The organism is Arcobacter sp. L (genome assembly GCF_000284235.1).
Lineage (GTDB): Bacteria > Campylobacterota > Campylobacteria > Campylobacterales > Arcobacteraceae > Aliarcobacter > Aliarcobacter defluvii.
Genome location: NC_017192.1, coordinates 2,816,006 through 2,840,154 on the forward strand (window position 1 = coordinate 2,816,006; position 24,149 = coordinate 2,840,154).

The window sequence follows — 24,149 nt, forward strand, 5'->3', positions numbered from 1 at the left end:
CTTTTATATTACAGCATCAACTTCAAAATGGAAGTAATCTTCAATGTTACTTGAAAAGAAATCGACATAATCTTTTGAGATTATTTCGTAATTTAAAGCTAGCAACTCATTCAAAAGACTAATCTTTTTATAATCTTGAGTTAATAACTTTGGGAATTTTTGACTTAATTCTTTTACTGTAATTACACTATCTAAATAATCATTTGGATTAAATGGCTTTTTCATTAATTTACCTTAAATTTTAAAAAACCTATACATTTCCTATTCCCTAAATCAATTTTCCACTAAATCATATAAAGATTTAATCTCTTGTGCCCAAATCTCTTCATTTATTGTTTCAAGAACTAGTGGTATATCATCCATTCTATCATCATTCATAATAAATTTAAAAGCATCCCAACCAATTTGTCCACAACCTAAACTATCATGTCTATCTACTCTACTTCCAAGTTCTGGTTTTGAATCATTTATATGCATTCCCATTAAATAGTTTCTACCTACAATTTCGTCAAAAAGAGCCCAAGTTTTATCATAAGTTTCTCTTGTTCTTATATCATAACCAGCAGTAAACATATGACAGGTATCAATACAAACACCAACTCTACTTTTATCTTCAATTTTATCTATTATGTAAGCTAAATGTTCAAACTTATATCCAAGATTACTTCCTTGCCCTGCTGTATTTTCAATCACAAGTTTTACATCTTTTGTAGCGTCAATTGCTCTATTCATAGATTCTGCAATATTATTTAAACACTCTTCTTCAGATATTTTTCGTAAGTGTGAACCTGGATGAAAATTTAATCTATCTAAACCTAAAATTTCACATCTTTCTAATTCCAGAATAAAACTATCAAGAGATTTTGCTCTTGCATCAGTTTCTGGATGACCTAAATTTATTAGATAACTATCATGAGGTAAGATATGTTTTGGTTGGATTTTTGATTTTTCTAGCTCTTTAAACCATTTGTCTATGGTTTTACTATCTAACTCTTTTGCTGTCCATTGTCTTTGATTTTTTGTAAAAAGAGCAAAAGCTTTTGCCCCAATTTCAACTGCATTAATTGGTGCATTATAAACTCCACCACTTGCACTTACATGAGCTCCTACATATTTCATAATTTTTCCTATTTCTTTTTAATAATTTTGTAATATTTTTTTACGAATATTTATCCATAAGTTTTTATGATTTTATTTAAAAGTAACATTTATAAACATCTATGAATAAATTTATCCAACTTTACTGCGTTTTTATATTATCCTAAAAAGCCTAAGTATAGAATTATCAATAATTTACTGTATGCTATATCAAGGCTATAAATATTTTGTAGAATTTCGTACTAAATATGTTTAAAATACTATTATAATGGAATAAAATATGCAAAAGTTACTATTTTGCGCTAAATTAAAATTGTTAAAAGGTGAGTTTTTATGAAGAAAGTCGTTATTATCGGTGGTGGATATGCAGGAATATATGCATTAAGAGAGTTGGTTAAAAATAAAAATATTAAAATTACATTAATTGATAAACACACTTATCATAATTTGCAACCCGAAGTTTATGATTTAATTGCGAATAAATCTACTTTTGCAGATGTTACAATTGATTTAACTACTTTATGTAGAGGTTTTAATCATAATCACTTAGAATTTAAAAATTTAAAAGTTAGAAAAATTGACCAACATACAAGAAAAATATATACAGAAGAACAAGAAATAGTAGAATTTGATTATTTAATCATGGCAGCAGGAACTAGAACATTCTTCCCTTCAAGTATTCCTGGTCTTAACAATGCAGATGACATAAAAAAACTTCATAGAGCAATCACATTTAAACAAAGTTTTGAAAGACAACTTTTTGAAAAAATTAGAGATGAAGCAAAACAATGTGCAGATACACATATTGTTGTAGTTGGAGCTGGACTTTCAGGAGTTGAAATTGCAGCTGAAATGGCTTACTATTCAAATAAATTTTTCCAAAGGGGAAATTTCTCTTGTGACAATTTAAAAATCTCTTTAATTAGTAGTTCAGCATCAATTCTTCCTGGTTTAAAACCTGATCTTATAAATATTTCTCAACAAAGATTAAGAGCTTTAGGAATAAATATCATTACAAATACAAAACTTCAAAAAGTTGAAGATGGATACTGCATCTTATCAAATGGAACAAAAATCAATCACTCATTTGTTGTATTTACAGGAGGAGTTGAAGCTTCAACTATTACATCAGAGCTTGAAGATGTAGCTAAAAATGGTAGAGGTCAAATTATTGTAAATGAATTTATGCAATCAGATAAATATGAAAATATTTTTGCCGTTGGAGACATTGCAGAAGTTAAAAACCAACAAGGTGAAATTATGCCACCAAACGTTACAATTGCTAGAATCAGTGGTGCAAATGCAGGTAAAAATGTTTTAAATATGATAAATGGTAAATCTTTACAAAAATGTGATCCAAAACTTGATGGTATTTTAATTGCTCTTGGTGGACAATATGCAGCAGGTGATATTTATGGATTATTAACTGTAAAAGGTAGACTTGCTTACGAAATCAAAAAATATGTATTTAGTTCATATAGAAAACCTTTAATTAAATTAATTAAAAAAGGTTATGCAAAACTAAAAAAACTGTAAAACTTTTTATTTAAAAGGCAAAGTTCATTATCAATATAAAGTTGATAATACTTGCACTTTTTTAAACTTCTAACTTCTCTTAAGCATTCTAAAATTCAATAAATTATACAAAAATTATACATTTCATTCCAAAGATTAAAAAAATTAGTGATAAAATCTATATTATATAGTTTTTAAAGAAAGGTAATTATGCATAAAAATAGATTTACAAGAATTGGATTTATTCTTGCAGCTGCGGGAAGTGCGGTTGGACTTGGGAATATTTGGAAATTTCCTTATATTACAGGTGAAAATGGAGGAGGAATTTTTGTTCTTGTTTATTTAGCAACTGTTTTTTTCATAGGAATGTCAATATTTATTGGGGAAGTTTTAATAGGTAGTCTTCAAAATAAAGATGCTGTTAGTACAATTGAGAATCTTGCCCCTACAAATAAAAAGTATTGGAAATATACAGGATTTACTTTTTTAACTGGTATTTTTATATTAACTTTTTATCCTGTTGTAATTGGTTGGATTTTTAATTATATTGTTTTATCAATTAACTCTTTACCTTCAAATTTTAAAGAATCTGAAACGCTTTTTATGACTTTTCTAAAAAATGATATTTTTACCCAAATCTTTTATTATACTTTAGCTTTTATTGTTATTGCTTATACAATTTCAAAAGGAGTAAAAAAAGGTATTGAAAAATTAAATAATGTATTAATGCCATCTTTGATAATTATTCTAGCAATTCTACTTATTTACACTGTTCAACTTGATGGTTTTTCTAAAGCAATAGAATTTATGTTTTATCCAAATTTTGAAAAATTTAATTCAAGTTCAATTATAGTTGCAGTAGGACATGCTTTTTTTACTCTATCTATTGGGATGGCAACAATTATAACTTATTCGGCTTCATTAGATAAAAATGTAAATATAGTAAAAGCTTCAATAACTGTTGTTATTATGGATACGCTTATTGCTATTGTGGCAGGGATTATAATATTTTCTATAATTTTTACAGCTTCTCAAGAACCTAGTAAAGGTGCAGGTTTAGTATTTATAACTCTTCCAGCAATCTTTTATCAAATGGGAACAATTGGTATTTATTTAGCTATTTTGTTTTTTATTGCCTTAGCATTTGCTGCAATTACTTCTGCTATTTCAATTCTTGAACCAACAGTTATGTATTTGGTAGAAAGAAAAAATATGCCAAGAAAAAATGCTACATATAGTGTTGCTTTTATAGCTTATGCCTTAGGTCTTCTTGCTTTATTATCAAATACTGACTCTTTTTCAACAAATTTGACTTTAGGTTCAAAAAATTTATTTGATTGGTTTGATTTTATAAGTTCTGCTATTTTAATGCCAATTGGAGGAATACTATTAGCAATATTTATTGGATATATAATGGATAAAAAACTTTCTAAAAATGCACTTGTTCCTTTTATGGGAGAGACTTATTATAAAATTTGGTTATTTATTATGAGATTTGTAGCACCTATTTCTATTTTTATTTTAATGTTAAATGAAATAGGAATTGTTAAATTTTAAATAAAAGATTAGATTTTTCTAATCTCTTATTATTTTTATGAAAACTCCATTCTCTTTATCTTTAAAAGAGACTTCCTTTTGATTTCTTTCAAATAACTCTTTTAAAAAATTATCAGGATAAGATGAAGCTAAGTTCTCTTTATTAAATGTCTTTAAATCTTGACATTTAAAAGTGCTTCTACAAATTTTATCATCATAAATTTTCATATCTAAGATTGCAGTTCCTGCATTAAATATTTGAACTTGTGTATACTCTTTATATTTAAAAATAAAACCTTTATCATAAAATTTCATTTGAGGAGTTTTTATTAAAATTGTTGCACTTGAAGTTAATTGTGGTTGATTTGAACTAAAACAACCTGTAAATAATATTAGTGAAAAAATCACAAAAAATAAATTTCTAATAGCTAATCCTTTGTTTTGAAAACTTTTACTATAATTATATCAAATTATATAATTAAAGGAATTTTTTGTTAGTTCATATTTGTTGTGCAGTTGATAGTCACTATTTTTTAGAAAAAATACAAGAAGAATTTCCCGATGAAAAATTAGTTGGTTACTTTTATGACCCTAATATTCATCCATATAGTGAATATAGACTTAGATATTTAGATGTAGAATACTCGTGTAAGAAATTAGGAATTCCATTACTTGAAGGTTCTTATAACCTTGAAGAATGGCTAAAAAAAGTAAAAGGGATGGAACATCTTCCTGAAAAAGGAGATAGATGTACTGTTTGTTATGATGATAGACTTGATGTGTCAGTTCAAAAAGCTTTAGAGCTAGGTCATGATAAATTTACAACTTCACTTTTAATTTCACCAAAAAAATCTCAAGAAAAATTAGAAAAAATTGGAGATAAATTAACACAAGAAACAGGTGTAAATTTTATATTTAGAGATTATAGAAGTGGAAATGGTGGACAAGTTCAAGGTGAGAGAGTAAAAGAAAACTCTTTATATAGACAAAATTATTGTGGATGTTTGTTTGGATTAAGTGCTCAAAGAGAGATTCAAAAAAAGATTATGGATGAAATGTTTAATCCTATTTCAAATCAAATAATGCCTGAATCAATTGAAGAAAGACTAGAACTTTATCAAAGAAGAAATGATTTAGAAGATGCAGGAGAAAAATACAAACTTATAAAACAAAGATTTTTAAATTATAGACTTTTAGGTGGGAAAGTTAGTATTGCAAAAAAAATCGTTCCTTCATATATTATGTGTTATTCAACTATAAATAGAAATAATACAAATGGAAGGATAGAATACACTAAAGATGGCATAAATTATCTTAATCGTGATGAAGTAAAAATTATAGATATACAAACGTTTAATCTATTTGCAGGAACTTCATATAAAGATGTAAAAGAGCTTATGTACAAACCACTTGATTTTTATAAAGAATTAGAAATCAGAAATCTTATTATAAAAAATCCTTATGATTTAAGTGCATTAATTGTTCTTGATGAAATAATTGATGATAAATATGAAATAGAAATAAATGCTACAACTTATGAAGATATAAAAGAAGAGATAATATGAAACTATTAGTTTGTGCCATGGAAGCTTCATCAAATGTTCATTTAAAGGAATTAAAAAAATACCTAAATTCTGATGTTGAACTTGTTGGAGTTTTTGATAAAGAGTTGGGAAATCCACTTTATGATTTAACTTCATTAGCTATCATGGGATTTGTTGATGCTTTAAAGAAATTAAGATTTTTTTTCCGCCTTCGAGATGAATTAGTAGAGCTTGCGTCATCTTGTGACAAAGTTTTACTAATGGATAGTTCAGGATTTAATCTTCCTCTTGCTAAAAAATTAAGAGAAACATATCCAAATAAAGAGATTATTTATTATATTTTACCGCAAGCTTGGGCCTGGAAAAAAGGAAGAGTTAAAAAACTTGAAGCTTATTGCTCAAAACTTTGTTCAATTATTCCTTTTGAGAGTGAAATTTATAATGATAAAAATAAAATCACTTACGTAGGACATCCTCTTTTAGATGAAATAAAAGAGTTTAAAACACAATTTCAAGAAACAAATAAAATTGCTTTTATGCCAGGAAGTAGAAAAACAGAAATTACAAATCTAATGCCGATTTTTAAAGAATTAGTAAAAAAAATCCCAAATAAAGAGTATATTCTGATAATTCCAGCAAAATTTGATGATGCATATATAAAAAAAATTTATGGAGATATTTCAAATTTTACAATTTCAAGAAATACTCATCAAACTTTAAAAGAGTGTGAATATGCATTTATTTGTTCTGGAACTGCAACTCTTGAAGCAGCACTAATTGGAACACCATTTACACTTTCATATATTGCAAAAAAATTCGATTTTTTTATTGGAAAAATGTTTGTAAAACTAAATTTTGTTGGACTTGCAAATATTTTCTTTGAAAAAATGGGTAAAAAACCACTTCATAGTGAATTTTTACAAGAAGATGTAAACGTAGAAAATCTTTTAAATGATTATGAAAATCTTGATAAAAAATTATTTTTTGAAAATTCAAAAATTTTAAGAGAGTATCTAAAAAATGGAAGTTCACAAAATCTAGCTCGGATAATTCAAAACTAATTTTTTTTTAGATATAATAATTGCCACTTAATAAAAAAATCAGGATATTATATGTTAGACATTATGCAAATTCAAGAAATTCTTCCTCATAGATACCCATTATTACTTGTGGACAGAATTACAGATATGGAATTAAAAAAATCTATTAAAGGTTTTAAAAACATCTCTATTTCAGAACCTGCGTTTCAAGGACATTTCCCAGGTCATCCAATTTATCCAGGTGTACTTATTTTAGAAGGAATGGCTCAATGCGGTGGTGTTTTAGCACTAAAAAGTTCTGATATGTCAGATGAAGAGATGAAAAATAAAGTAATCTATTTTATGAGTATTGATAAAGCAAAATTTAGAAATCCTGTAAGACCAGGAGATAGATTAGATTATGAATTAGAAGTTGTAAGAATGAAAAGTTCATTAATGACTCTTATTGGAAAAGCTTATGTTGATGGAAAATTAACAGCAGAAGCTGAACTTAAAGCTATGATAGTTGATAAATAACAAATAGGCAAATAAATGAATAACATTCACAAAACAGCAATAATTGAAGATGGAGCTACTTTAGGAGACAATATCACAATTGGAGCATACACAATTATTGGTAAAGATGTAAAAATTGGTGATGGAACAATTATTGATTCACATACAGTTATTGAAGGAAAAACTACAATTGGTAAAAACAATCATATTTTCTCACATGCAACAATTGGAACAATTCCTCAAGATTTAAAATTTAATGGTGAAGATGTTGAATTAATTATTGGAGATAACAATAAAATTAGAGAATACACTTTATTTAATCCAGGAACAATTGGTGGTGGTTCAATTACTAAAATAGGAAGTAACAACCTATTTATGGGATATACTCACGTTGCACATGATTGTATTATTGGGGATAATTGTATTTTTGCAAATGGTGCGACACTTGCTGGTCATGTTGAATGTGCAGATTTTGTTGTAATTGGTGGATTAACTCCAGTGCATCAATTTTGTAAAATTGGAACACAAGTTATGGTTGGTGGAGCATCAGCTGTTGCACAAGACATCCCTCCATTTTGTTTAGCAGAAGGTAATAAAGCTGTTCTTAGAGGATTAAACTTAACAGGTCTTAGAAGAAGATTTGATAATAGAGAAGATATTGATGCTATAAAATTTGCGTATAAAGAACTTTTCGAATCAGGAAAACCTTTGCAAGAAGTAGCACATGAGTTATTTGAAACAAATGAAAATAAATATGTAAAAGAATTAGCTAGTTTTGTATTAAATACAAAAAGAGGTATTCCTTTCAATAGAAAATAAACGAGTAAAATATGAGTAAAATAATATGTGATTTTTGTGGTGCAACAGATACAAAAGATAATCCAGTAATTGCTGGTGACAATGCTTGTATTTGTAGAGCTTGTGTAAATGCTGCACATGAGATAATGAATGGTAATCTTCCAATTGAAGAAAATAATAAAATCGAAGCAAGTGAACTAAAAGAAATAAAAATAAAAACTCCAGCTGAATTAAAAAAAATACTTGATGAATATGTAATTGGTCAAGAAAGAGCAAAAAAAGTTTTATCAGTTGCAGTTTATAACCACTATAAAAGAATATTTAGACATCATGAAATAGATGATGATACAGAATTAAATAAATCAAATGTTTTATTAATTGGACCAACAGGTTCTGGAAAAACTCTTTTAGCTCAAACTATTTCTAAATATTTAGATGTTCCTTTAGCAATTGCTGATGCAACAAGTTTAACTGAAGCTGGATATGTAGGTGATGATGTTGAAAATGTTGTTACTAGACTTGTTCAAGCAGCAGATGGTGATATCAAAAAAGCTGAACGTGGAATTATTTTTATTGATGAAGTTGATAAAGTTGCACGTATGAGTGAAAATAGAAGTATCACTAGAGATGTTTCAGGAGAAGGAGTTCAACAAGCTTTATTAAAAATTGTTGAAGGAAGTGTTGTAAATGTTCCGCCAAAAGGTGGAAGAAAACATCCTGGTCAAGATGCACTTCAAGTTGATACGACAAATATTTTATTTATTTGTGGTGGTGCCTTTGATGGACTTGAAGATATTATCAAGAAAAAAGAAGGTGCAAATATTCTTGGATTTAATCAAGATAAAAAAACAAAAAATGAGCAAGATAAAATTATTTCAAAAGTTGAAACTGATGATTTAGTAAAATATGGATTAATTCCAGAATTAATTGGAAGATTACATATGATTGCAACTTTAAATGAAATAACTGAAGATGATATGGTTCATATTTTAACAGAACCTAAAAATGCTCTTATTAAACAATATATAAAACTCTTTGAAATGGATGAAGTTAAATTAGAATTTGAAAAAGATGCATTAAAAGAGTTAGCTAAACTTGCAATTGCTAGAAAAACAGGAGCAAGAGGATTAAGATCAATTTTAGAAGATATTATGCTTGATATTATGTTTGATCTTCCAAAATATAGAAATAAAACAGTAACCATAACAAAAGAAGTTGTTCAAAAAACTGAAGAACCAAAAGTAGCATAAAAAGGATATAAAAGTGTTTTTAGATAAATTAATAGGTCTCTTTTCAAATGATATGGCGATTGATTTGGGAACTGCAAATACAATCGTTTCTGTTCGAGGTAAAGGAATTATAATCAATGAACCATCAGTTGTTGCAGTTCAAAGTGATAGACAAGGTAAAGATAGAATTTTAGCTGTTGGACAAGAAGCTAAACAAATGATTGGAAAAACTCCTTTAAATATTCAAGCTGTTCGACCAATGCAAGATGGTGTTATTGCAGATTTTGAAATGACTGAAAGGATGATTAGATACTTTATTGAAAAGGCTCATTCTAGAAAATCTTTTATTCGTCCTAGAATTATTATTTGTATCCCATATGGTATTACTCAAGTTGAAAAAAAAGCTGTTGAAGAGTCAGCTATGAGTGCAGGAGCAAGAGAAGTATTTTTAGTTGAAGAACCAATGGCAGCTGCAATTGGTGCTGGAATTCCTGTATCAGATCCATCTGGTTATGTTGTGGTTGATATAGGTGGAGGAACTACAGAAATTGGAGTAACATCTTTAGGTGGTTTAGTTTTATGTAAATCAATTAAAGTTGCAGGTGATAAATTTGATAAATCAATTATGGAACATGTAAGACAAAACTATAATTTATTTATTGGTGAAAGAACTGCTGAAAATATTAAAATAGAGATTGGTACAGCTATAAAACTTGATACTGAACTAAAAATGAAAGTAAAAGGAAGAGATAATTCTGGTCTTCTTTCAACTATTGAACTTGGAAGTGAAGGTGTAAGAATTGCAATAAAAGAACCACTAAAAGAGATTGTATCTGCTATTAAAAGTGTTCTTGAAAATATGCCACCTGATTTAGCGAGTGATATTGTGGATAATGGTGTTATTATCACTGGTGGGGGAGCATTAATTCGAGGTTTAGATACTTATTTAGCTGAAATTATTAAACTACCTGTAAAAATAGCTAATGAACCTTTATTATCAGTAGCTTATGGAACAAGTCAAGTTCTTGATGAACCGGAATTATTAAAACTTATTACAAATAACTAATGCGTAAATTTGTATTTATTTTTTTATTTGTTGTAGCAAGTTTATCTTATATTTTTGAGATAGATGAGCTACTTGTTAAAAAATTTACTTTTTTTAATGATTTAAAAATATCTTACATAAATAAAGTTATAAATATATCAACTAATATTGAAAAACATTTTAATCAAGCAAAAACAATAGAAGATTTAAGAGCTGAAAATAATGAGTTAAAAGAGTATAAAATTCTTTATAATACAACTCAAAAACAATTGGATGCAATAAAAGAATTTTTAGTTCATGTTGAAGTAACAGAAATTAAACCAGAAATTGAACTTGTAAAAGTTTTATCTTATATAAATTTTAATGACTTTACTAAAGTTTGGCTAGATAAAGTTCCTCAAGATGACAAAATCTTAGGTTTAATCACTGAAAACAATGCTGCTGGAATTGTAGTAAATAAAAATGGAAGAGCTGTTGGTTTATTAAATGGTAATAAAGATTGTTCTTATGCTGTATTTATTGGTGAAGGTAAAAATCCAGGTATCATCACAGCAGGTGAAACTCCAGATGAATTACTTATAAAATTCATTCCTATTTGGTCTGAAATTAATAAAGGAGATGAAGTAATAACTTCAGGAATGGATAATATCTTTTATGAAGGACTAAAAGTAGGAAGAATCATAGAAATTACAAATTTACCTGATATGAAAATAGCAACAGTAAAACCTTATGTAAATGTTTTAAAAAAGAAATACTTCTATACTTATAAAAATATCAATAATCTAGAAAATAAAGAAGAAAACTCAAAAAAAACCAATGAGATAGAAAAATCGCCTAATAATTAGCCATTATTCTATCTACATCTTTCCATGATAATCCAGCTTTTTTATCACTATTAATATTAAACATATTATAAATATATCTTGCAAACATATCTGTTTCAAGATTTACTTTTGTACCTATTTTATATCTTTTAAATATTGTATTTTCAATTGTATGAGGTATAATTGTAAGTCTAAAACTGTCTTTTAAAACTTCATTTACAGTAAGTGAAACTCCATCTATTGTAACACTTCCTTTTGGAATAATATATTTTAAATATTCAGATGGTAAAGCAATAAAAAAATCTGTTGAATTTCCATTTTGTTTTATTGATTTAACTGTTCCTAAACAATCTACATGACCTTGAACTATATGACCTTCAAATCTATCACCCATCATCATTGCAGGTTCCATATGAACCTCATCTTTATAGTTTTCCATTGCAAGAATTTTTTGCGATTCTGGTGAAAGTTCAACTGTAAATGTATCACTTGTAACTTTTACAACTGTTAAACATGCTCCATTAATTGCAATAGAATCTCCAGTTTTTGGATGATATTTTGCATGTAAAGTTAAAAAATTGTTTTTAAAACTAACAACTTTTGCCAATTCTCGTATAAGTCCTGTAAACACTTAAAAAACCTTTTGTTAAAATTTAGGTATAATATCGAAAAAATGTTGAGAAGCTAATTTTAACTTACTTTACTATAAAACTTAAAAAGATACAGTTGATTTATAAAAAATTCAAAATATAATTTTCTCTTAATCAAAAGGAATAAAATGGATTATGATGTAATTGTTGTTGGAGGTGGTCATGCAGGAATTGAAGCCTCACTAGCAAGCGCAAGAATGGGTAAAAAAACTCTTCTTATTACAATGTTAGTTGAACAAATTGGAGCTGCTAGTTGTAACCCAGCAGTTGGTGGTCTTGCAAAAGGACACTTAGTTAGAGAACTCGATGCAATTGGTGGAGAGATGGGTCTTTGTACTGATTATGCTGGTATTCAATTTAGAATACTAAATGCTTCTAAAGGTGCAGCTGTTCAAGGAAGTCGAGCTCAAATTGATATGGATAAATACAGAACTTACATGAGAAAAGTTTGTCATAATACTCCAAATCTAGAAGTTTATCAAGACGAAGTAACTGCATTATTAGTAAAAAATGAAAATGAAATATATGGTGTAAAAACAAAATTAACTGAAGAGTTTACAGCAAAAAAAGTTATTTTAACAACAGGTACATTTATGCGTGGACTTGTTCACATTGGTGAAAATAAATACGAAGCAGGACGTGCGTGGGAACTTCCATCAACTACTTTATCAACTCAGTTAAAAGAGTTAGGACTAAGAGTTGGTAGATTAAAAACTGGTACTCCATCAAGAATTGATGCAAATTCAATAGATTTTTCAGTTATGGATATGCATGGTGGAGATGTAAATCCAGCACCATTTTCATTTAGAACAGATAAATCTAAATTTGCTCCAACTCAATATCCTTGTTATATAACTTATACAAATGAAAAAACTCATGAAATTATTTCATCAAACTTTTATAGAGCTCCACTTTTTACAGGGCAAATTGAAGGATTGGGACCTAGATATTGTCCAAGTATTGAAGATAAAGTAAATAGATTTGCTGAACGAGATAGACACCAATTATTTTTAGAACCACAAACAGCTATGTGTACAGAATACTATATAAATGGTATGTCAAGCTCACTTCCTATTGATGTACAAAAAGAGATGATTCACTCTGTTAGAGGTTTGGAAAATGCAAGAATTATAAGATATGGGTATGCTATTGAATATGATTATATTGATCCAACAGAATTAAAACATTCACTTGAAACTAAAAAAATAAAAAATTTATATCTTGCTGGACAAATAAATGCAACAACTGGTTATGAAGAGGCTGCAGCACAAGGTCTAATAGCAGGAATAAACGCTTGTTTAGCAATAGATGAAAAAGAACCTTTTATTTTAAGACGAGATGAAGCATATATTGGTGTTTTAATAGATGATTTAGTAACTAAAGGTACTAATGAACCATATAGAATGTTCACGAGCAGAGCTGAATATAGACTTCTTTTAAGAGAAGAGAATGCTGATTTAAGATTAAGTCAATATGGATATGAATTTGGTTTGATAGATGATGAAACTATGGCAAAAGTTGAAAATAAAAGAAAAACTTTAGATGATTCAATAGAATTTATGGCAAATGAATGGTTAACATCAAAAAAAGAGACTTTAGAACTTTTAGAATCAATAGGTGAAGAGAAAATTAATGATAAAGTTCTACTTGTAGATTTAATAGGAAGAAATACTATAGACTCAACAAAATTTGATAAATTAGTTCCTAGTTTAACTCAAATTGATGAATATTTAAAAGAACAAATTATAATTGAAGCAAAATATTATAGATATATCCAAAAACAACAAAAACAAATTGAAAAAATGAAAAAAATGTTAAAAACTACGATTCCTGATGAGTTTAATTATAAAGGATTACCAGGTTTATCAAATGAAGTAATTGAAAAGCTTCAAAAACACAAACCACCAACTCTTTTCAATGCAAGTTTAATATCGGGAATTACGCCAGCAGCACTTGATATAATACACTTAAACTTAAATTTATTCAATAAAAAATCATAAATAACACTTCTTATGAAGTGTTATTTTCTTCTATTATTCTCCAAGATTTATATTAATTCCTTTTTTCAAAAGTTCCTCTTGTCTTACTTTTAAATAATCCAAATAACTTTTTGGATATTTTTCATAATATTTTCCACTTACATATCTTAGTAATTCTTTGAAATGGAAAGGATATAAAAGTGCATCAATTGTTGAAATTAATTTTTTATTATCATAAAGTAAAATTCCAGGTCTATAATCTAAATTAATCGTTTGAGCCCATTGTTTTGCCGTTGTTTTATTTCCATCGACATCAATAATTTCATCATTACTATTTGTATCAAATCTCACTATTGTAAATTTTTTAAACTCATCCATGACATCTTTATTTTTTAATACTTTATCATGAAAATAATCACATTGAGTACAACTACCATCTTCAAAAACAACAGCTAATGGTGTTTTTATTTTTGATAAATCTTTGATATTTTTAAACATTTTATTATCTTTAAACGTATAAAGATTTTGTTTTTCTATTTTATTTACATATTCAGTTAAACTCATTTTTTTATAATGTTCACCTTGAACATACTCCAAGATATATTTAAAATCTGATGGATTTCTATAACCATTAACTCTTACAATTATCTCTTTTTTATCATCAAAAAATAAAATTGTTGGACTATATTGAATTTCAAGCTTTTCTGCTAATTCTTTTTCTGTTAAAGTCGTATTTTCATCCCAAGTAACTTCCCTACTCCCTTTTACATTTAACTCAATTACATCAAAATATTTTTTAATAAAATCACTTGTTTTATTTTCATTAATAAAACTTTCTTTTAACATCTTTGCACAATATGGACATCCTTCTAAATCCATAAAAATCATATAATGTTTATTTTTTGCTTTCGCCTCTTCAATATCTTCTTTGATATCTAAAAAGCTCTCTTTAAACCAACTAGGTATTTCATGCATTGAACCACCTATAACTTTTCCTTCTTGAGCATTTACATTAAAATTAAAAAATGTAACTATTAAAAAAGATAAAAACATAACTCTTTTAAATGATGATTTCATAAATTTTCCTTATCATAATTTTATACATTTTAATAAATTATGCTTTAATATTTATTATAAAATATCTTATTAAAAGAAAATCTTCTAGTAATTTTCATTTGGATACAATTTTTACTTTTAAGGCGCTTATTTATTTTATTTTTATAAAATAAAACTAATTTTAATAATTAATTTTTTTTAAAGGTTTATAATATGCAAATTTATTTATATGCAAAAAGTGGTCATACAATTGGATTAGAAGCGACAAAAAGATGTGCAGCCATTGCAAATTTATTAAAAGAGTTTAATCCAATATTATGTACAAGTGATTTTAGAGCAGGAGCTTTTGCAAAAGATAATTTAGAAATAAAAAAATATGTAAATATTGATGTAATAAGAAATCTTCCTAATATTATGCAAAGAAAAGATATTTTGATTTATGATTCGAATGAAACAAATGAAGAGATGAGAAAAGAGATGGAAGAGTTTTGTTCTTTGTTATATGAAATTAAAAATGATGATATTATAGTTGATACTACTCTTTATAAAAAAAGTGAAAATAGCATTTTTGAAAAAACTCTTTTTTTTGGAGATGATGATTATAATAATTTACTGTTAGATTTATTAAAAGATTCAAAAAAATTTGATTTAAATCTTCTAATGGGACATTATTTCTTTTTGGGAAATGAAAAAATATTTCAAAATCACTTTTCAAATGTTATTGATGAAGAAGAGTATGTTCAAACTATACAAAATTCAAAATATCTTCTTACAAGTTCAATACAAACTGCTTATGAATCGCTATCATGTGGTAATTTTCCTGTTTTATTTAAAAGAGAAGATAAAAGTTATAATGATAAATTAATTTCTAAATTAAATATTCCAGTAATCAAATATTCAAATATTGATGAACTTATAAATAATTTTGAATCAACTATAAAGGATTATCCAACTATCACAAATTTTGAAATAAAGAAACTTGATAATATGATTTTAGAGGTGAAAGAAAAAATTGCTTTATTTAATAAATTAACTCAATTATAATAACCTTAAATATTTTAATATAACTAATTCTTATAATTATTTATGCAAATCATAAGGTTAGTTTATATAAAATTTTAAAAAAATCATAAAGGTTTTAAAATGAAAGAGAATAATGAGTTTTTAAATAAAACTCCATTTAGGATTAAAAGATATTATGGATACATAATTGCAACAATTGTTGCGTTAGGAATGCCATTTATTAGAATTGATGGTAATCATATTTTTTTACTATCTTTTGATAAAAAACAGTTACATTTATTAGGAACAGCATTTGATATGCAAGAGTTATATCTAATGCCTTTTTTATTAATGCTTTTATTTTTAGGAATTTTTGCTGTAACTTCACTAGGCGGAAGAGCTTGGTGTGGGTGGGCATGTCCTCAAACTATTTTCAGGGTAATATACAGAGATTTAATTGAATCTAAACTTTTAGGTTTAAGAAGAATTAAAAATAAACAAAAAGAACCAGACTTATCAAAAGCAGAGAACAAAACAAAAAAAGTTATAGGTATCATCATTTGGGCTTGTTTAGCACTTATTGCAGCGGCTGATTTTATGTGGTATTTTGTTCCTCCTGAAGATTTCTTTGCTTATTTACAAAATCCAACTGAACATTTATTTTTAATTGGATTTGTTTTAGCAATAGCAGCTTTTTTAATCTATGATGTAGTATTTTTAAAAGAAGATTTTTGTGTTTACATATGTCCTTATTCAAGAGTTCAATCTGTTTTATATGATAATGATACATATCAAGCAATTTACTCTACAAATAGAGGTGGACAAATCTATAATGAAAATAAAGAAAAAATCATTTTTAAAGCAAAAGATTTACCAGAACAAACAAATGAATGTACAACATGTGAATCATGTGTAACAGTTTGTCCTACACATATAGATATTAGAAAAGGTTTACAACTTGAGTGTATCAACTGTTTAGAGTGTGTTGATGCCTGTACAACTGTTATGGGGAAATTAGGAAAACCTTCACTTGTTCAATGGTCAAGTACTAATGCAATTAAAAATGATATTCCTACAAAGATGGTTAGAAAATCAACTATTATGTATTTTGTAGCTTTATTAGTTGTTATTGGTCTTTTATTTGTAATGGGTGGAGAAAAAGAGCATATGCTTTTAAATATCAATAAAACAACTCAACTTTATAAAGTAAAAGAGAATAATGTAGTTGCAAATAATTTTGTATTACTTTTCCAAAATACAGAAGCAGTTCCCTTAACATATGATATTGAAGTAGTAGATCATCCAGACATTAAAATTACAAGATTTGAACCATTTACTTTAAGTCCTGGAAAACTTGCAAAAAAAGTTGTGATTTTAGAAACTGATAAAGTTTTAGTTAGTGATAATACTAAGGATACACCTATTACTTTAACATTAAAAGCTTTTGCAAAAGAAGATCCAGAAAAAGTAAAAGTATTTAGAAAAGCTGTATTTATCTATCCAAGATTAGATAAACTTAAATAAAAATTATATAGAGATAAGAACTTTCTTATCTCTAAAATTGAATACATTAATTAACTTACTTATCAACAAAACTTAGATACAATCGCGATTATATATTTATCAACAATTTTATGGAGTATTTTTTATGACAAAATTCATTTTTGTAACGGGTGGGGTTCTTAGTTCTCTAGGAAAAGGTATAACTTCTGCTTCTATTGCAACAATATTAAAACAATCAGGATTTAAAGTAAGTATGCTTAAAATTGACCCGTACTTAAATGTAGACCCAGGAACAATGAGTCCACTTGAACATGGGGAAGTTTTTGTTACGGCTGATGGTGCTGAAACAGATTTAGATTTAGGAAACTATGAAAGATTTATTGATAAAACTTTAACTAAAAAAAATAGTTTTACGACAGGTCAAGTTTATCAAAGTGTAATAAAAAGAGAAAGAGAAGGTGGATATTTAGGTAAAACTATCCAAGTAATTCCTCACGTTGTTGATGAAATAAAAAGTAGAATTTATGCTGCTGCTGATGACCATGATTTTTTAATAATAGAACTTGGTGGGACAGTTGGTGATATCGAAGGACTTCCATTTATGGAGTCAATTCGAGCAATTAGACATGAGCAACCAAAAACAAATACTATGAATATTCATGTAAGTTTAATTCCTTATATAAAAGCAGCTGGTGAATTAAAAACAAAACCAACTCAACACTCTGTTCAAGAATTAAGAAGAATAGGAATTACTCCTCATATGCTAGTTTGTAGAACTGAAAAAGAGTTACCAAAAAATCTAAAAGATAAATTAGCGCTATCTTGTGATATTGATAGAAATGCAGTTATTGAAGCTGGTGATGCACAGTCTATTTATCAAGTTCCTCTTCATTTTATAAAAGAAGGAATTTTAAATCCTTTATCAGAACATTTTAATATTAAAATCAAACCAAATATGGAAAGATGGGACACTTTAGTAAAAAATATTTTAGTTCCTCAAGATGAAGTTACAATTGCATTTGTAGGAAAATATTTAGGATTAAAAGAATCATACAAATCACTTATTGAAGCTTTAATTCATGCAGGTGCTCACTTAAATACAAAAGTAAATATTCACTGGTGTGATAGTGAAAGAATAGAAGATTCTGGTGTTTATGAGATCATTGGAAATGCTGATGGTATTTTAGTTGCTGGTGGATTTGGACATAGAGGTGTTAAAGGAAAATTAGAAGCTATTAAATATGCAAGAGAAAATAAAATACCTTATTTAGGAATTTGTTTAGGAATGCAACTTTCAATTATCGAATATGCTAGAAATGTTTTAGGAATTGAAGATGCAAACTCAATTGAGTTTAATCCTGAAACACCAAATCCATTAATTTATTTAATTGATGAATTTATAGACCAAAGTGGAAATAAACAATTAAGAACTCATGAATCACCAATGGGTGGAACTATGAGATTAGGAGAATATCCATTTGAACCACTAAAAGGTTCTAAATTACAAAAAGCTTATGGAAATGATGAAATATACTATGAAAGACACAGACATAGATATGAAGCAAATCCTAAATATAAAGAACAATTAGAAGCTGCTGGTATGATTATATCAGGTCAATCAAATGGTCTAATTGAAGCAGTTGAAATAAAAGATCATCCTTGGTTTGTGGGAGTACAATTTCACCCAGAATTTACATCTCATTTAGAGACTCCTAATCCAATTATTTTAGAGTTTGTAAAACAAGCAAATAAAACAAAGTAATGTCTAAAATAACAAAAAATAGACTTTTTGAACTTCTTTCTGCGAGACATTTGAATAATCCTTATTCAAAACTTGCAGATTTACCTTCACCTGAAAATTTCAAAGATATTCAAATTGCTAGTAAACGAATCAAAAAAGCAATATTAGATAAAGAAACTATCACTATTGTAGGAGATTATGATGTTGATGGTGTTGTATCAACATCTATAATGCTTGATTTTTTTAAAATAATTAACGTAAAAGTTAATCACATCATTCCGAATAGATTTGAGCATGGATATGGATTATCAACAAAAATTGTTGATTTAATTGATGAAGGTTTAGTAATAACGGTTGATAATGGAATCTCAGCTTATGAAGCTTCTTTAAAATTAAAAGAAAAAAATATTGACTTAATCATTACTGACCACCATACAGTTGGTGATAAAATTCCCCTCGCACTTGCAATAATCAATCCAAAACAAAAAGAGTGTAATTTTGAGTTTAAGGATATTTGTGGTGCACAAGTTGCTTGGTATTTATGTGCAGCTATAAAAAAAGAGATGAATTTAAATGTAAATATGGCTGAATTTCTTGACTTGCTTTGTGTTGCAATTATTGCTGATATTATGCCTATGACGACACTTAATTACACAATTGTAAAACAAGGATTAAAAAAAATAAAATCATCACCAAGAGAAGCTTTTAAAAAATTAAATGAAATAATGGCAAAAGACTCTTTAGTTTCTGATGATATTGGATTTTTTATTGCACCTAAATTAAATAGTGCAGGAAGAATGGACGATGCAAGTATTGCTTTAGATTTTTTACTTTCTGAAAACTCTCACAATGCAAATGAAACTTTAGCGTTATTAGATGAGTTAAATAATTATCGAAAAACTTTACAAGAAGAAATATCAAAAAAAGCAGATTCTAAAACAAATAAAGAGGATAATGCTGTTGTAGTTTGGGGAGAAAATTGGCATGAAGGAGTTATAGGAATTGTTGCATCAAAACTTTCTAATTCTTATAAAAAACCAGCTTTTATTTTTTCTATTCATAATGGAATAGCAAAAGGAAGTGCAAGAGCAAATGCAAATATAAATCTTTATGATTTAATTACTAAAGCTTCTCATCTTCTAATAGGTTATGGTGGACATAAAAATGCAGCTGGATTATCATTAAAAGAAGAAAATCTTGAAGAATTTAAAACTATAATAAATAAAGAATTAGAAAATTTCAAAAATGATTTACATATTGAACCAATTACTTTAGGTGAATTAGATGTTGAAGCAGTTGATTTGGAATTTTTATCAATACTTGAACAATTTGAACCTTATGGTTTAGAAAATCATAGGCCAATTTTTAAGATTTCAAATACATCATTAGTCAAATATGATTTAATTGGACGTGATAAAAATCACTTAAAACTAACTCTAAATAGTAATGGAATTATCTTTGAAGCTTTAAAGTTTAATGATTCAAATACAAATATATCATCAACTTTAAATTTAATAGTTTCTATTGCAAAAAATGAATTTAGAGGAGAAATAACTCCTCAATTCTTAATTCAAGATATTTTATAAAAAAAGATAAGGTCTTTGAGGAGGTAAAACTTTTTTATCTAAAGTCCCTTCCAAGCCTAAAATTTCTTCATCAATATCTGTTCTTCCATAAGAAGAAGATAAGATATTTCCTGTTTGAATATCAATCAATTTTATAAACACATTTAAACTTCTACTAGAAATTGAATATGTACCCACAACTGCATATTTTGATTTAACTTTATTTGTTACAATTTTATCTTTTTCTCTTGTTAAAAGATTAAATCCAGATGGACCAAATTCAAACTCTTTTCCTAGTTCAATCTCTTTTACAATTATATCAAGTGATGATAATTTATCTTTTAACATACTAGACAATAAAAAACCTAATTGCGATTTATTTTTTAATTTATCTAAATTAACAAAATCTGATACTAAAACAACTTCACCATTTGAAACATTTTTTTTGATTTTATTAGCTGATTCATCAACCATTCCAGAAATTAAAGAATGAAAATTATTAGAACCACTTATTGGATTTTTATAAGAACATGAAGTAAAAAAAAGTGTTAAGAAAAAAGAAACTAAAAAGAGTTTCGAAATTCTTAATAATTTAAATACCATAAATTATCGCTCTTTTATAATATTTATAGTTCTTGCAGGGGCACAATCTCTAAACATCATACAATCATTCGTTAAACCATGATTATAAGTTGATCTTGCACTTGAAATAATTTTACCTGTAACATTATCAATAACTCTAGCATTTAAAATAATTCTTCCAACTTGTCTTGAATATGTTCCTACAACAACATAAGTACTTGGTACTTTATTTTTGATTTCGTGGGGTTTTCTAGAAATAAAATATTCACCTTGTTCATTTATAGAAACAGCCATTTGCCCTCTATATTCAATAATATTAAAACCTCTGTTTGAAAGTTCATTTATCAAACTCTCTCCTATAACTCGTCCAAACTCAGATGTTTCTTTTAATTGATCTAATCTAACAAATGATGTTATAAGTACAGGTTTATTTGTATCTAGTTTTCTATTTTGCATAATTTGAGTTGCAAGCGATGCAATTGTAGCTTCTAGCGAATTTTGTGTAGTTACATTTTTTTGCATATCTTCTGCAACTTCTAGATGTTGCTTTGCCGTTTGCACTTTACTATATTCTTTTATTACATCATCACTAACAGCAGTATTTGAAACTATCTTTTTATAAGAACATCCTGAGATGAAAAATAGAAGTAAAGTTGCTAAAAAACCTACTTTAGAAATATTTTTAAACATAAAAACCCCTTTTTATAATTGCTTAGATTTTATTTAAAATTTGCTTATATATCCTTGAATAATACGCTATTAAAAGCCTTTAAAATTATTTATTTTTTAGAATTTTAAATTTCCTTTGTATATAATATTTACAATAAATCAAAAAGGCAAAAAAATGGCAAAAATTATAGTTCCTATTTCAAATGGTTTTGAAGAAATTGAAGCAATATCAATTATTGATATTTGTAGACGAGCAAATATTGAAGTTACAATAGCAGGTGTTGAAAATATTCAAACTATTGGAGCACATAATATAAAAATTGAAGCTGATTGTAAAATTGAAAATATAAATTCTGATGATTTTGATATGATAGTTTTACCAGGTGGTCTTCCAAATGCTTATACTCTAGCAAAAGACAAAAATGTTCAAAATCTACTAAAAGAATTTAAAGAAAAAAATAAACACATTGGAGCAATTTGTGCAGCACCTTTTGCTCTTCATGAAGCGGGTGTTTTAAATGAAAATTATACTTGCTATCCAAGTTTTGAACAAAAAATCAGATTAAATGGCTACCACAAAAATGATGCAATAGTAATTGATGACAATATAATAACTTCAAGAGGTCCAGCAACAGCAATGATTTTTGCATTAGAGATTGTAAATATTCTTTGTAATGAAGAAACATATTTAAATGTAAAAAATGGTTTATTAGCAGTTTAAGAAATCAAATTGTAATTAAAAGGATTTAAAATGCTTTTATGAAATATAAAAGCATTTTTATCTCCGACATACACTTAGGAACTCGTTTTTCTAAGGCAAAAGTTCTTCTAAATTTTTTTAAACATAATGAGTGTGAACACCTTATTTTAGTAGGTGATATCATAGATGGTTGGGCAATAAAAAGGAAGTTAATCTGGCCACAAGAACACTCAGATGTTATTCAAAAGATTCTCAAAAAAGCAAGAAAAGGTACAAAGGTTACATTTATAACTGGTAACCATGATGAATTTCTAAGACCTTTTGTCCCTTTAATTTTAGGTAACACTATAAATATCTCAAATGAACTTGAATATGAAAGTATTAATGGAAAAAAATATTTTATAACCCATGGTGATTTTTTTGATTCAATTACTATGACCAAAAAATGGTTAGCTGTATTGGGTGATTATGGATATGATTTACTTCTTCATTTAAATTCTGTTTTAAATTTTTTTAGAAAAAAATTTGGTATAAAAAAATATTGGTCACTCTCAAAATATGTAAAAGATAGCGTAAAATCTTCTGTTTCATTTATCAATGATTTTGAACAAGTTTTATCAAGTCATGCAAAAAATAAAGGTTTTGATGGTATTATTTGTGGACATATTCACAAAGCTGAAATAAGATATATCAACGAAATTGAATATTTAAATTGTGGTGACTGGGTTGAGTCTTGTACTGCAATTGTTGAAACTTTTGATGGAGAATTTAAAATTATTGATTGGTTAGATAAACATGAATCAAAATAATATTGCATTTGTTCTAGGTGGTGGAGCAGCACGTGGAGCTTTTCATCTAGGAGTATTAGATTTTTGTGAACAACATAATATTGATATAAAAGCTTATAGTGGTTCTTCAATTGGAGCAATTATAAGTGCTTCTCATGCAAGTGGAATAAGTGCAAAAGAACAATTAAAGATTTTTGCATCAAAAGATATAAAACAAACTCTAAAATTCAACTTTTTTAGAAATGGTTTATTAAAAATCGACTCTTCAAATAAAATCATCAAAGAATTACTTCCTATTGAAAAACTTGAGGATATTCCAAAACCAGTTTATGTTTGTGCTTATGATATAAAAAAAAATCAACTTCACTATTTTAACAGTGGTGATACTATTACTTTGTGTATGGCATCAAGTGCATTAATTCCTTTGTTTAAGCCAGTTACTTATGAAAATATGTATTTAATTGATGGTGGTTTATTTGACAATTTACCAATAAAACCTTTAGAAAATAAAGGTTATGAAATACATACTTTAGATTTATTTGCAAAAAATATAGATAATCCAAGAAAAGGAATAAGTCCAATAAAAAATGCAAAAAAGATTTTATTTAAACAACTACACATAAATCATAAATATACAATAGAAAATACTAACCATTATATAGGAACACACCACATAAAAGAGTTTTCACTTTTTACTTTTAAAGAGATGCAAGAGTGTTTTAATCTTGGACTTAAAGAGGCTCAAAAACATTTTTTAGATATACTATAAATAAAAAATTATAAAGATTTA

24 protein-coding genes are annotated in these 24,149 nt (G+C 27.0%); 17 read left to right on the forward strand and 7 right to left on the reverse strand.

The annotated features are described in order from the left end of the window. Nucleotides 1–3: 3 nt before the first annotated feature. On the reverse strand, nucleotides 4–225 hold the full coding sequence (locus ABLL_RS13915) for a hypothetical protein (protein WP_014475424.1): 222 nt from the start codon (nucleotides 223–225) through the stop codon (nucleotides 4–6). 48 nt (nucleotides 226–273) lie between these two features. Further along, on the reverse strand, nucleotides 274–1,119 hold the full coding sequence (gene nfo / locus ABLL_RS13920) for a deoxyribonuclease IV (protein ID WP_014475425.1): 846 nt from the start codon (nucleotides 1,117–1,119) through the stop codon (nucleotides 274–276). Between the two features lie 312 nt (nucleotides 1,120–1,431). Here nfo and ABLL_RS13925 point away from each other — a divergent pair, with 312 nt between their 5' ends. Beyond that, nucleotides 1,432–2,634, forward strand: coding sequence for an NAD(P)/FAD-dependent oxidoreductase (locus ABLL_RS13925; protein WP_014475426.1), 1,203 nt, complete (start codon nucleotides 1,432–1,434; stop codon nucleotides 2,632–2,634). 189 nt (nucleotides 2,635–2,823) lie between these two features. Continuing rightward, entirely contained in the window at nucleotides 2,824–4,170 is a 1,347-nt protein-coding gene (locus ABLL_RS13930; RefSeq protein WP_014475427.1) for a sodium-dependent transporter, read from the forward strand. Nucleotides 4,171–4,188: 18 nt separating this feature from the next. Here ABLL_RS13930 and ABLL_RS13935 read toward each other — a convergent pair whose 3' ends face one another. After that, nucleotides 4,189–4,557, reverse strand: coding sequence for a hypothetical protein (locus ABLL_RS13935; protein WP_014475428.1), 369 nt, complete (start codon nucleotides 4,555–4,557; stop codon nucleotides 4,189–4,191). A gap of 83 nt (nucleotides 4,558–4,640) precedes the next feature. Here ABLL_RS13935 and ABLL_RS13940 point away from each other — a divergent pair, with 83 nt between their 5' ends. The 7 genes from ABLL_RS13940 to mreC are packed head-to-tail and all read left to right on the forward strand — an operon-like array spanning nucleotide 4,641 to nucleotide 11,145. Continuing rightward, nucleotides 4,641–5,714, forward strand: a complete 1,074-nt coding sequence (locus ABLL_RS13940) for an epoxyqueuosine reductase QueH (RefSeq protein WP_014475429.1) — start codon at nucleotides 4,641–4,643, stop codon at nucleotides 5,712–5,714. Next, nucleotides 5,711–6,754: a lipid-A-disaccharide synthase gene (gene lpxB / locus ABLL_RS13945; RefSeq protein WP_014475430.1), complete on the forward strand. Its 1,044-nt coding sequence runs from the start codon at nucleotides 5,711–5,713 to the stop codon at nucleotides 6,752–6,754. The genes ABLL_RS13940 and lpxB overlap by 4 nt, the downstream gene beginning before the upstream one ends. Nucleotides 6,755–6,805: 51 nt before the next feature. Next, nucleotides 6,806–7,249 (forward strand): 3-hydroxyacyl-ACP dehydratase FabZ, encoded by a 444-nt coding sequence (gene fabZ, locus ABLL_RS13950; protein ID WP_014475431.1) that lies wholly within the window; start codon nucleotides 6,806–6,808, stop codon nucleotides 7,247–7,249. Between the two features lie 15 nt (nucleotides 7,250–7,264). Further along, nucleotides 7,265–8,047, forward strand: a complete 783-nt coding sequence (lpxA, locus tag ABLL_RS13955) for an acyl-ACP--UDP-N-acetylglucosamine O-acyltransferase (protein ID WP_014475432.1) — start codon at nucleotides 7,265–7,267, stop codon at nucleotides 8,045–8,047. Between the two features lie 11 nt (nucleotides 8,048–8,058). Then, nucleotides 8,059–9,276 carry an ATP-dependent Clp protease ATP-binding subunit ClpX gene (gene clpX / locus ABLL_RS13960; protein ID WP_014475433.1) on the forward strand — a complete coding sequence of 406 codons (1,218 nt, stop codon included), beginning with the start codon at nucleotides 8,059–8,061 and terminating at the stop codon, nucleotides 9,274–9,276. A 13-nt stretch (nucleotides 9,277–9,289) separates the two neighbouring features. Continuing rightward, entirely contained in the window at nucleotides 9,290–10,321 is a 1,032-nt protein-coding gene (locus ABLL_RS13965) for a rod shape-determining protein (protein ID WP_014475434.1), read from the forward strand. Next, entirely contained in the window at nucleotides 10,321–11,145 is an 825-nt protein-coding gene (gene mreC, locus ABLL_RS13970; protein WP_014475435.1) for a rod shape-determining protein MreC, read from the forward strand. Before ABLL_RS13965 ends, mreC begins: the two co-directional genes overlap by 1 nt. Here the strand turns inward: mreC and ribE are convergent. Further along, a complete protein-coding gene (ribE, locus tag ABLL_RS13975) occupies nucleotides 11,135–11,755 on the reverse strand; it encodes a riboflavin synthase (RefSeq protein ID WP_014475436.1) in 621 nt (206 codons plus the stop codon). The genes mreC and ribE overlap by 11 nt on opposite strands. Nucleotides 11,756–11,902: 147 nt before the next feature. Between ribE and mnmG the strand changes: the two genes are divergently transcribed. Then, a complete protein-coding gene (gene mnmG, locus ABLL_RS13980) occupies nucleotides 11,903–13,774 on the forward strand; it encodes a tRNA uridine-5-carboxymethylaminomethyl(34) synthesis enzyme MnmG (protein WP_014475437.1) in 1,872 nt (623 codons plus the stop codon). Between the two features lie 33 nt (nucleotides 13,775–13,807). On the opposite strand, the gene ABLL_RS13985 is transcribed toward mnmG, so the two are convergent. Beyond that, complete coding sequence (locus tag ABLL_RS13985; protein ID WP_014475438.1) at nucleotides 13,808–14,830, reverse strand: thioredoxin fold domain-containing protein; 1,023 nt, start codon at nucleotides 14,828–14,830, stop codon at nucleotides 13,808–13,810. Between the two features lie 192 nt (nucleotides 14,831–15,022). Between ABLL_RS13985 and ABLL_RS13990 the strand changes: the two genes are divergently transcribed. The 4 genes from ABLL_RS13990 (at nucleotide 15,023) to recJ (ending at nucleotide 20,641) form a co-directional block, all read left to right on the forward strand. Continuing rightward, nucleotides 15,023–15,853 carry a hypothetical protein gene (locus tag ABLL_RS13990; protein ID WP_014475439.1) on the forward strand — a complete coding sequence of 277 codons (831 nt, stop codon included), beginning with the start codon at nucleotides 15,023–15,025 and terminating at the stop codon, nucleotides 15,851–15,853. Nucleotides 15,854–15,952: 99 nt separating this feature from the next. Continuing rightward, on the forward strand, nucleotides 15,953–17,335 hold the full coding sequence (gene ccoG, locus ABLL_RS13995; RefSeq protein WP_014475440.1) for a cytochrome c oxidase accessory protein CcoG: 1,383 nt from the start codon (nucleotides 15,953–15,955) through the stop codon (nucleotides 17,333–17,335). 124 nt (nucleotides 17,336–17,459) lie between these two features. Continuing rightward, a complete protein-coding gene (locus ABLL_RS14000; protein ID WP_014475441.1) occupies nucleotides 17,460–19,076 on the forward strand; it encodes a CTP synthase in 1,617 nt (538 codons plus the stop codon). Further along, nucleotides 19,076–20,641, forward strand: a complete 1,566-nt coding sequence (gene recJ, locus ABLL_RS14005) for a single-stranded-DNA-specific exonuclease RecJ (protein ID WP_014475442.1) — start codon at nucleotides 19,076–19,078, stop codon at nucleotides 20,639–20,641. Before ABLL_RS14000 ends, recJ begins: the two co-directional genes overlap by 1 nt. Here recJ and ABLL_RS14010 read toward each other — a convergent pair. Together ABLL_RS14010 and ABLL_RS14015 are read right to left on the reverse strand one after the other, a co-directional pair. Beyond that, entirely contained in the window at nucleotides 20,636–21,223 is a 588-nt protein-coding gene (locus tag ABLL_RS14010) for a FlgO family outer membrane protein (RefSeq protein WP_014475443.1), read from the reverse strand. The two genes, recJ and ABLL_RS14010, sit on opposite strands and share 6 nt — an antisense overlap. Nucleotides 21,224–21,226: 3 nt before the next feature. After that, nucleotides 21,227–21,892 carry a FlgO family outer membrane protein gene (locus ABLL_RS14015; protein WP_014475444.1) on the reverse strand — a complete coding sequence of 222 codons (666 nt, stop codon included), beginning with the start codon at nucleotides 21,890–21,892 and terminating at the stop codon, nucleotides 21,227–21,229. Between the two features lie 154 nt (nucleotides 21,893–22,046). Between ABLL_RS14015 and ABLL_RS14020 the strand changes: the two genes are divergently transcribed. From ABLL_RS14020 to ABLL_RS14030, 3 genes are read left to right on the forward strand one after another with little or no spacing between them, the layout of a single operon-like run. Next, nucleotides 22,047–22,592, forward strand: a complete 546-nt coding sequence (locus ABLL_RS14020) for a DJ-1 family glyoxalase III (RefSeq protein WP_014475445.1) — start codon at nucleotides 22,047–22,049, stop codon at nucleotides 22,590–22,592. 38 nt (nucleotides 22,593–22,630) lie between these two features. Beyond that, on the forward strand, nucleotides 22,631–23,380 hold the full coding sequence (locus ABLL_RS14025; protein WP_014475446.1) for a UDP-2,3-diacylglucosamine diphosphatase: 750 nt from the start codon (nucleotides 22,631–22,633) through the stop codon (nucleotides 23,378–23,380). Next, nucleotides 23,367–24,128, forward strand: coding sequence for a patatin-like phospholipase family protein (locus ABLL_RS14030; protein WP_014475447.1), 762 nt, complete (start codon nucleotides 23,367–23,369; stop codon nucleotides 24,126–24,128). Before ABLL_RS14025 ends, ABLL_RS14030 begins: the two co-directional genes overlap by 14 nt. Nucleotides 24,129–24,149: the final 21 nt, after the last annotated feature.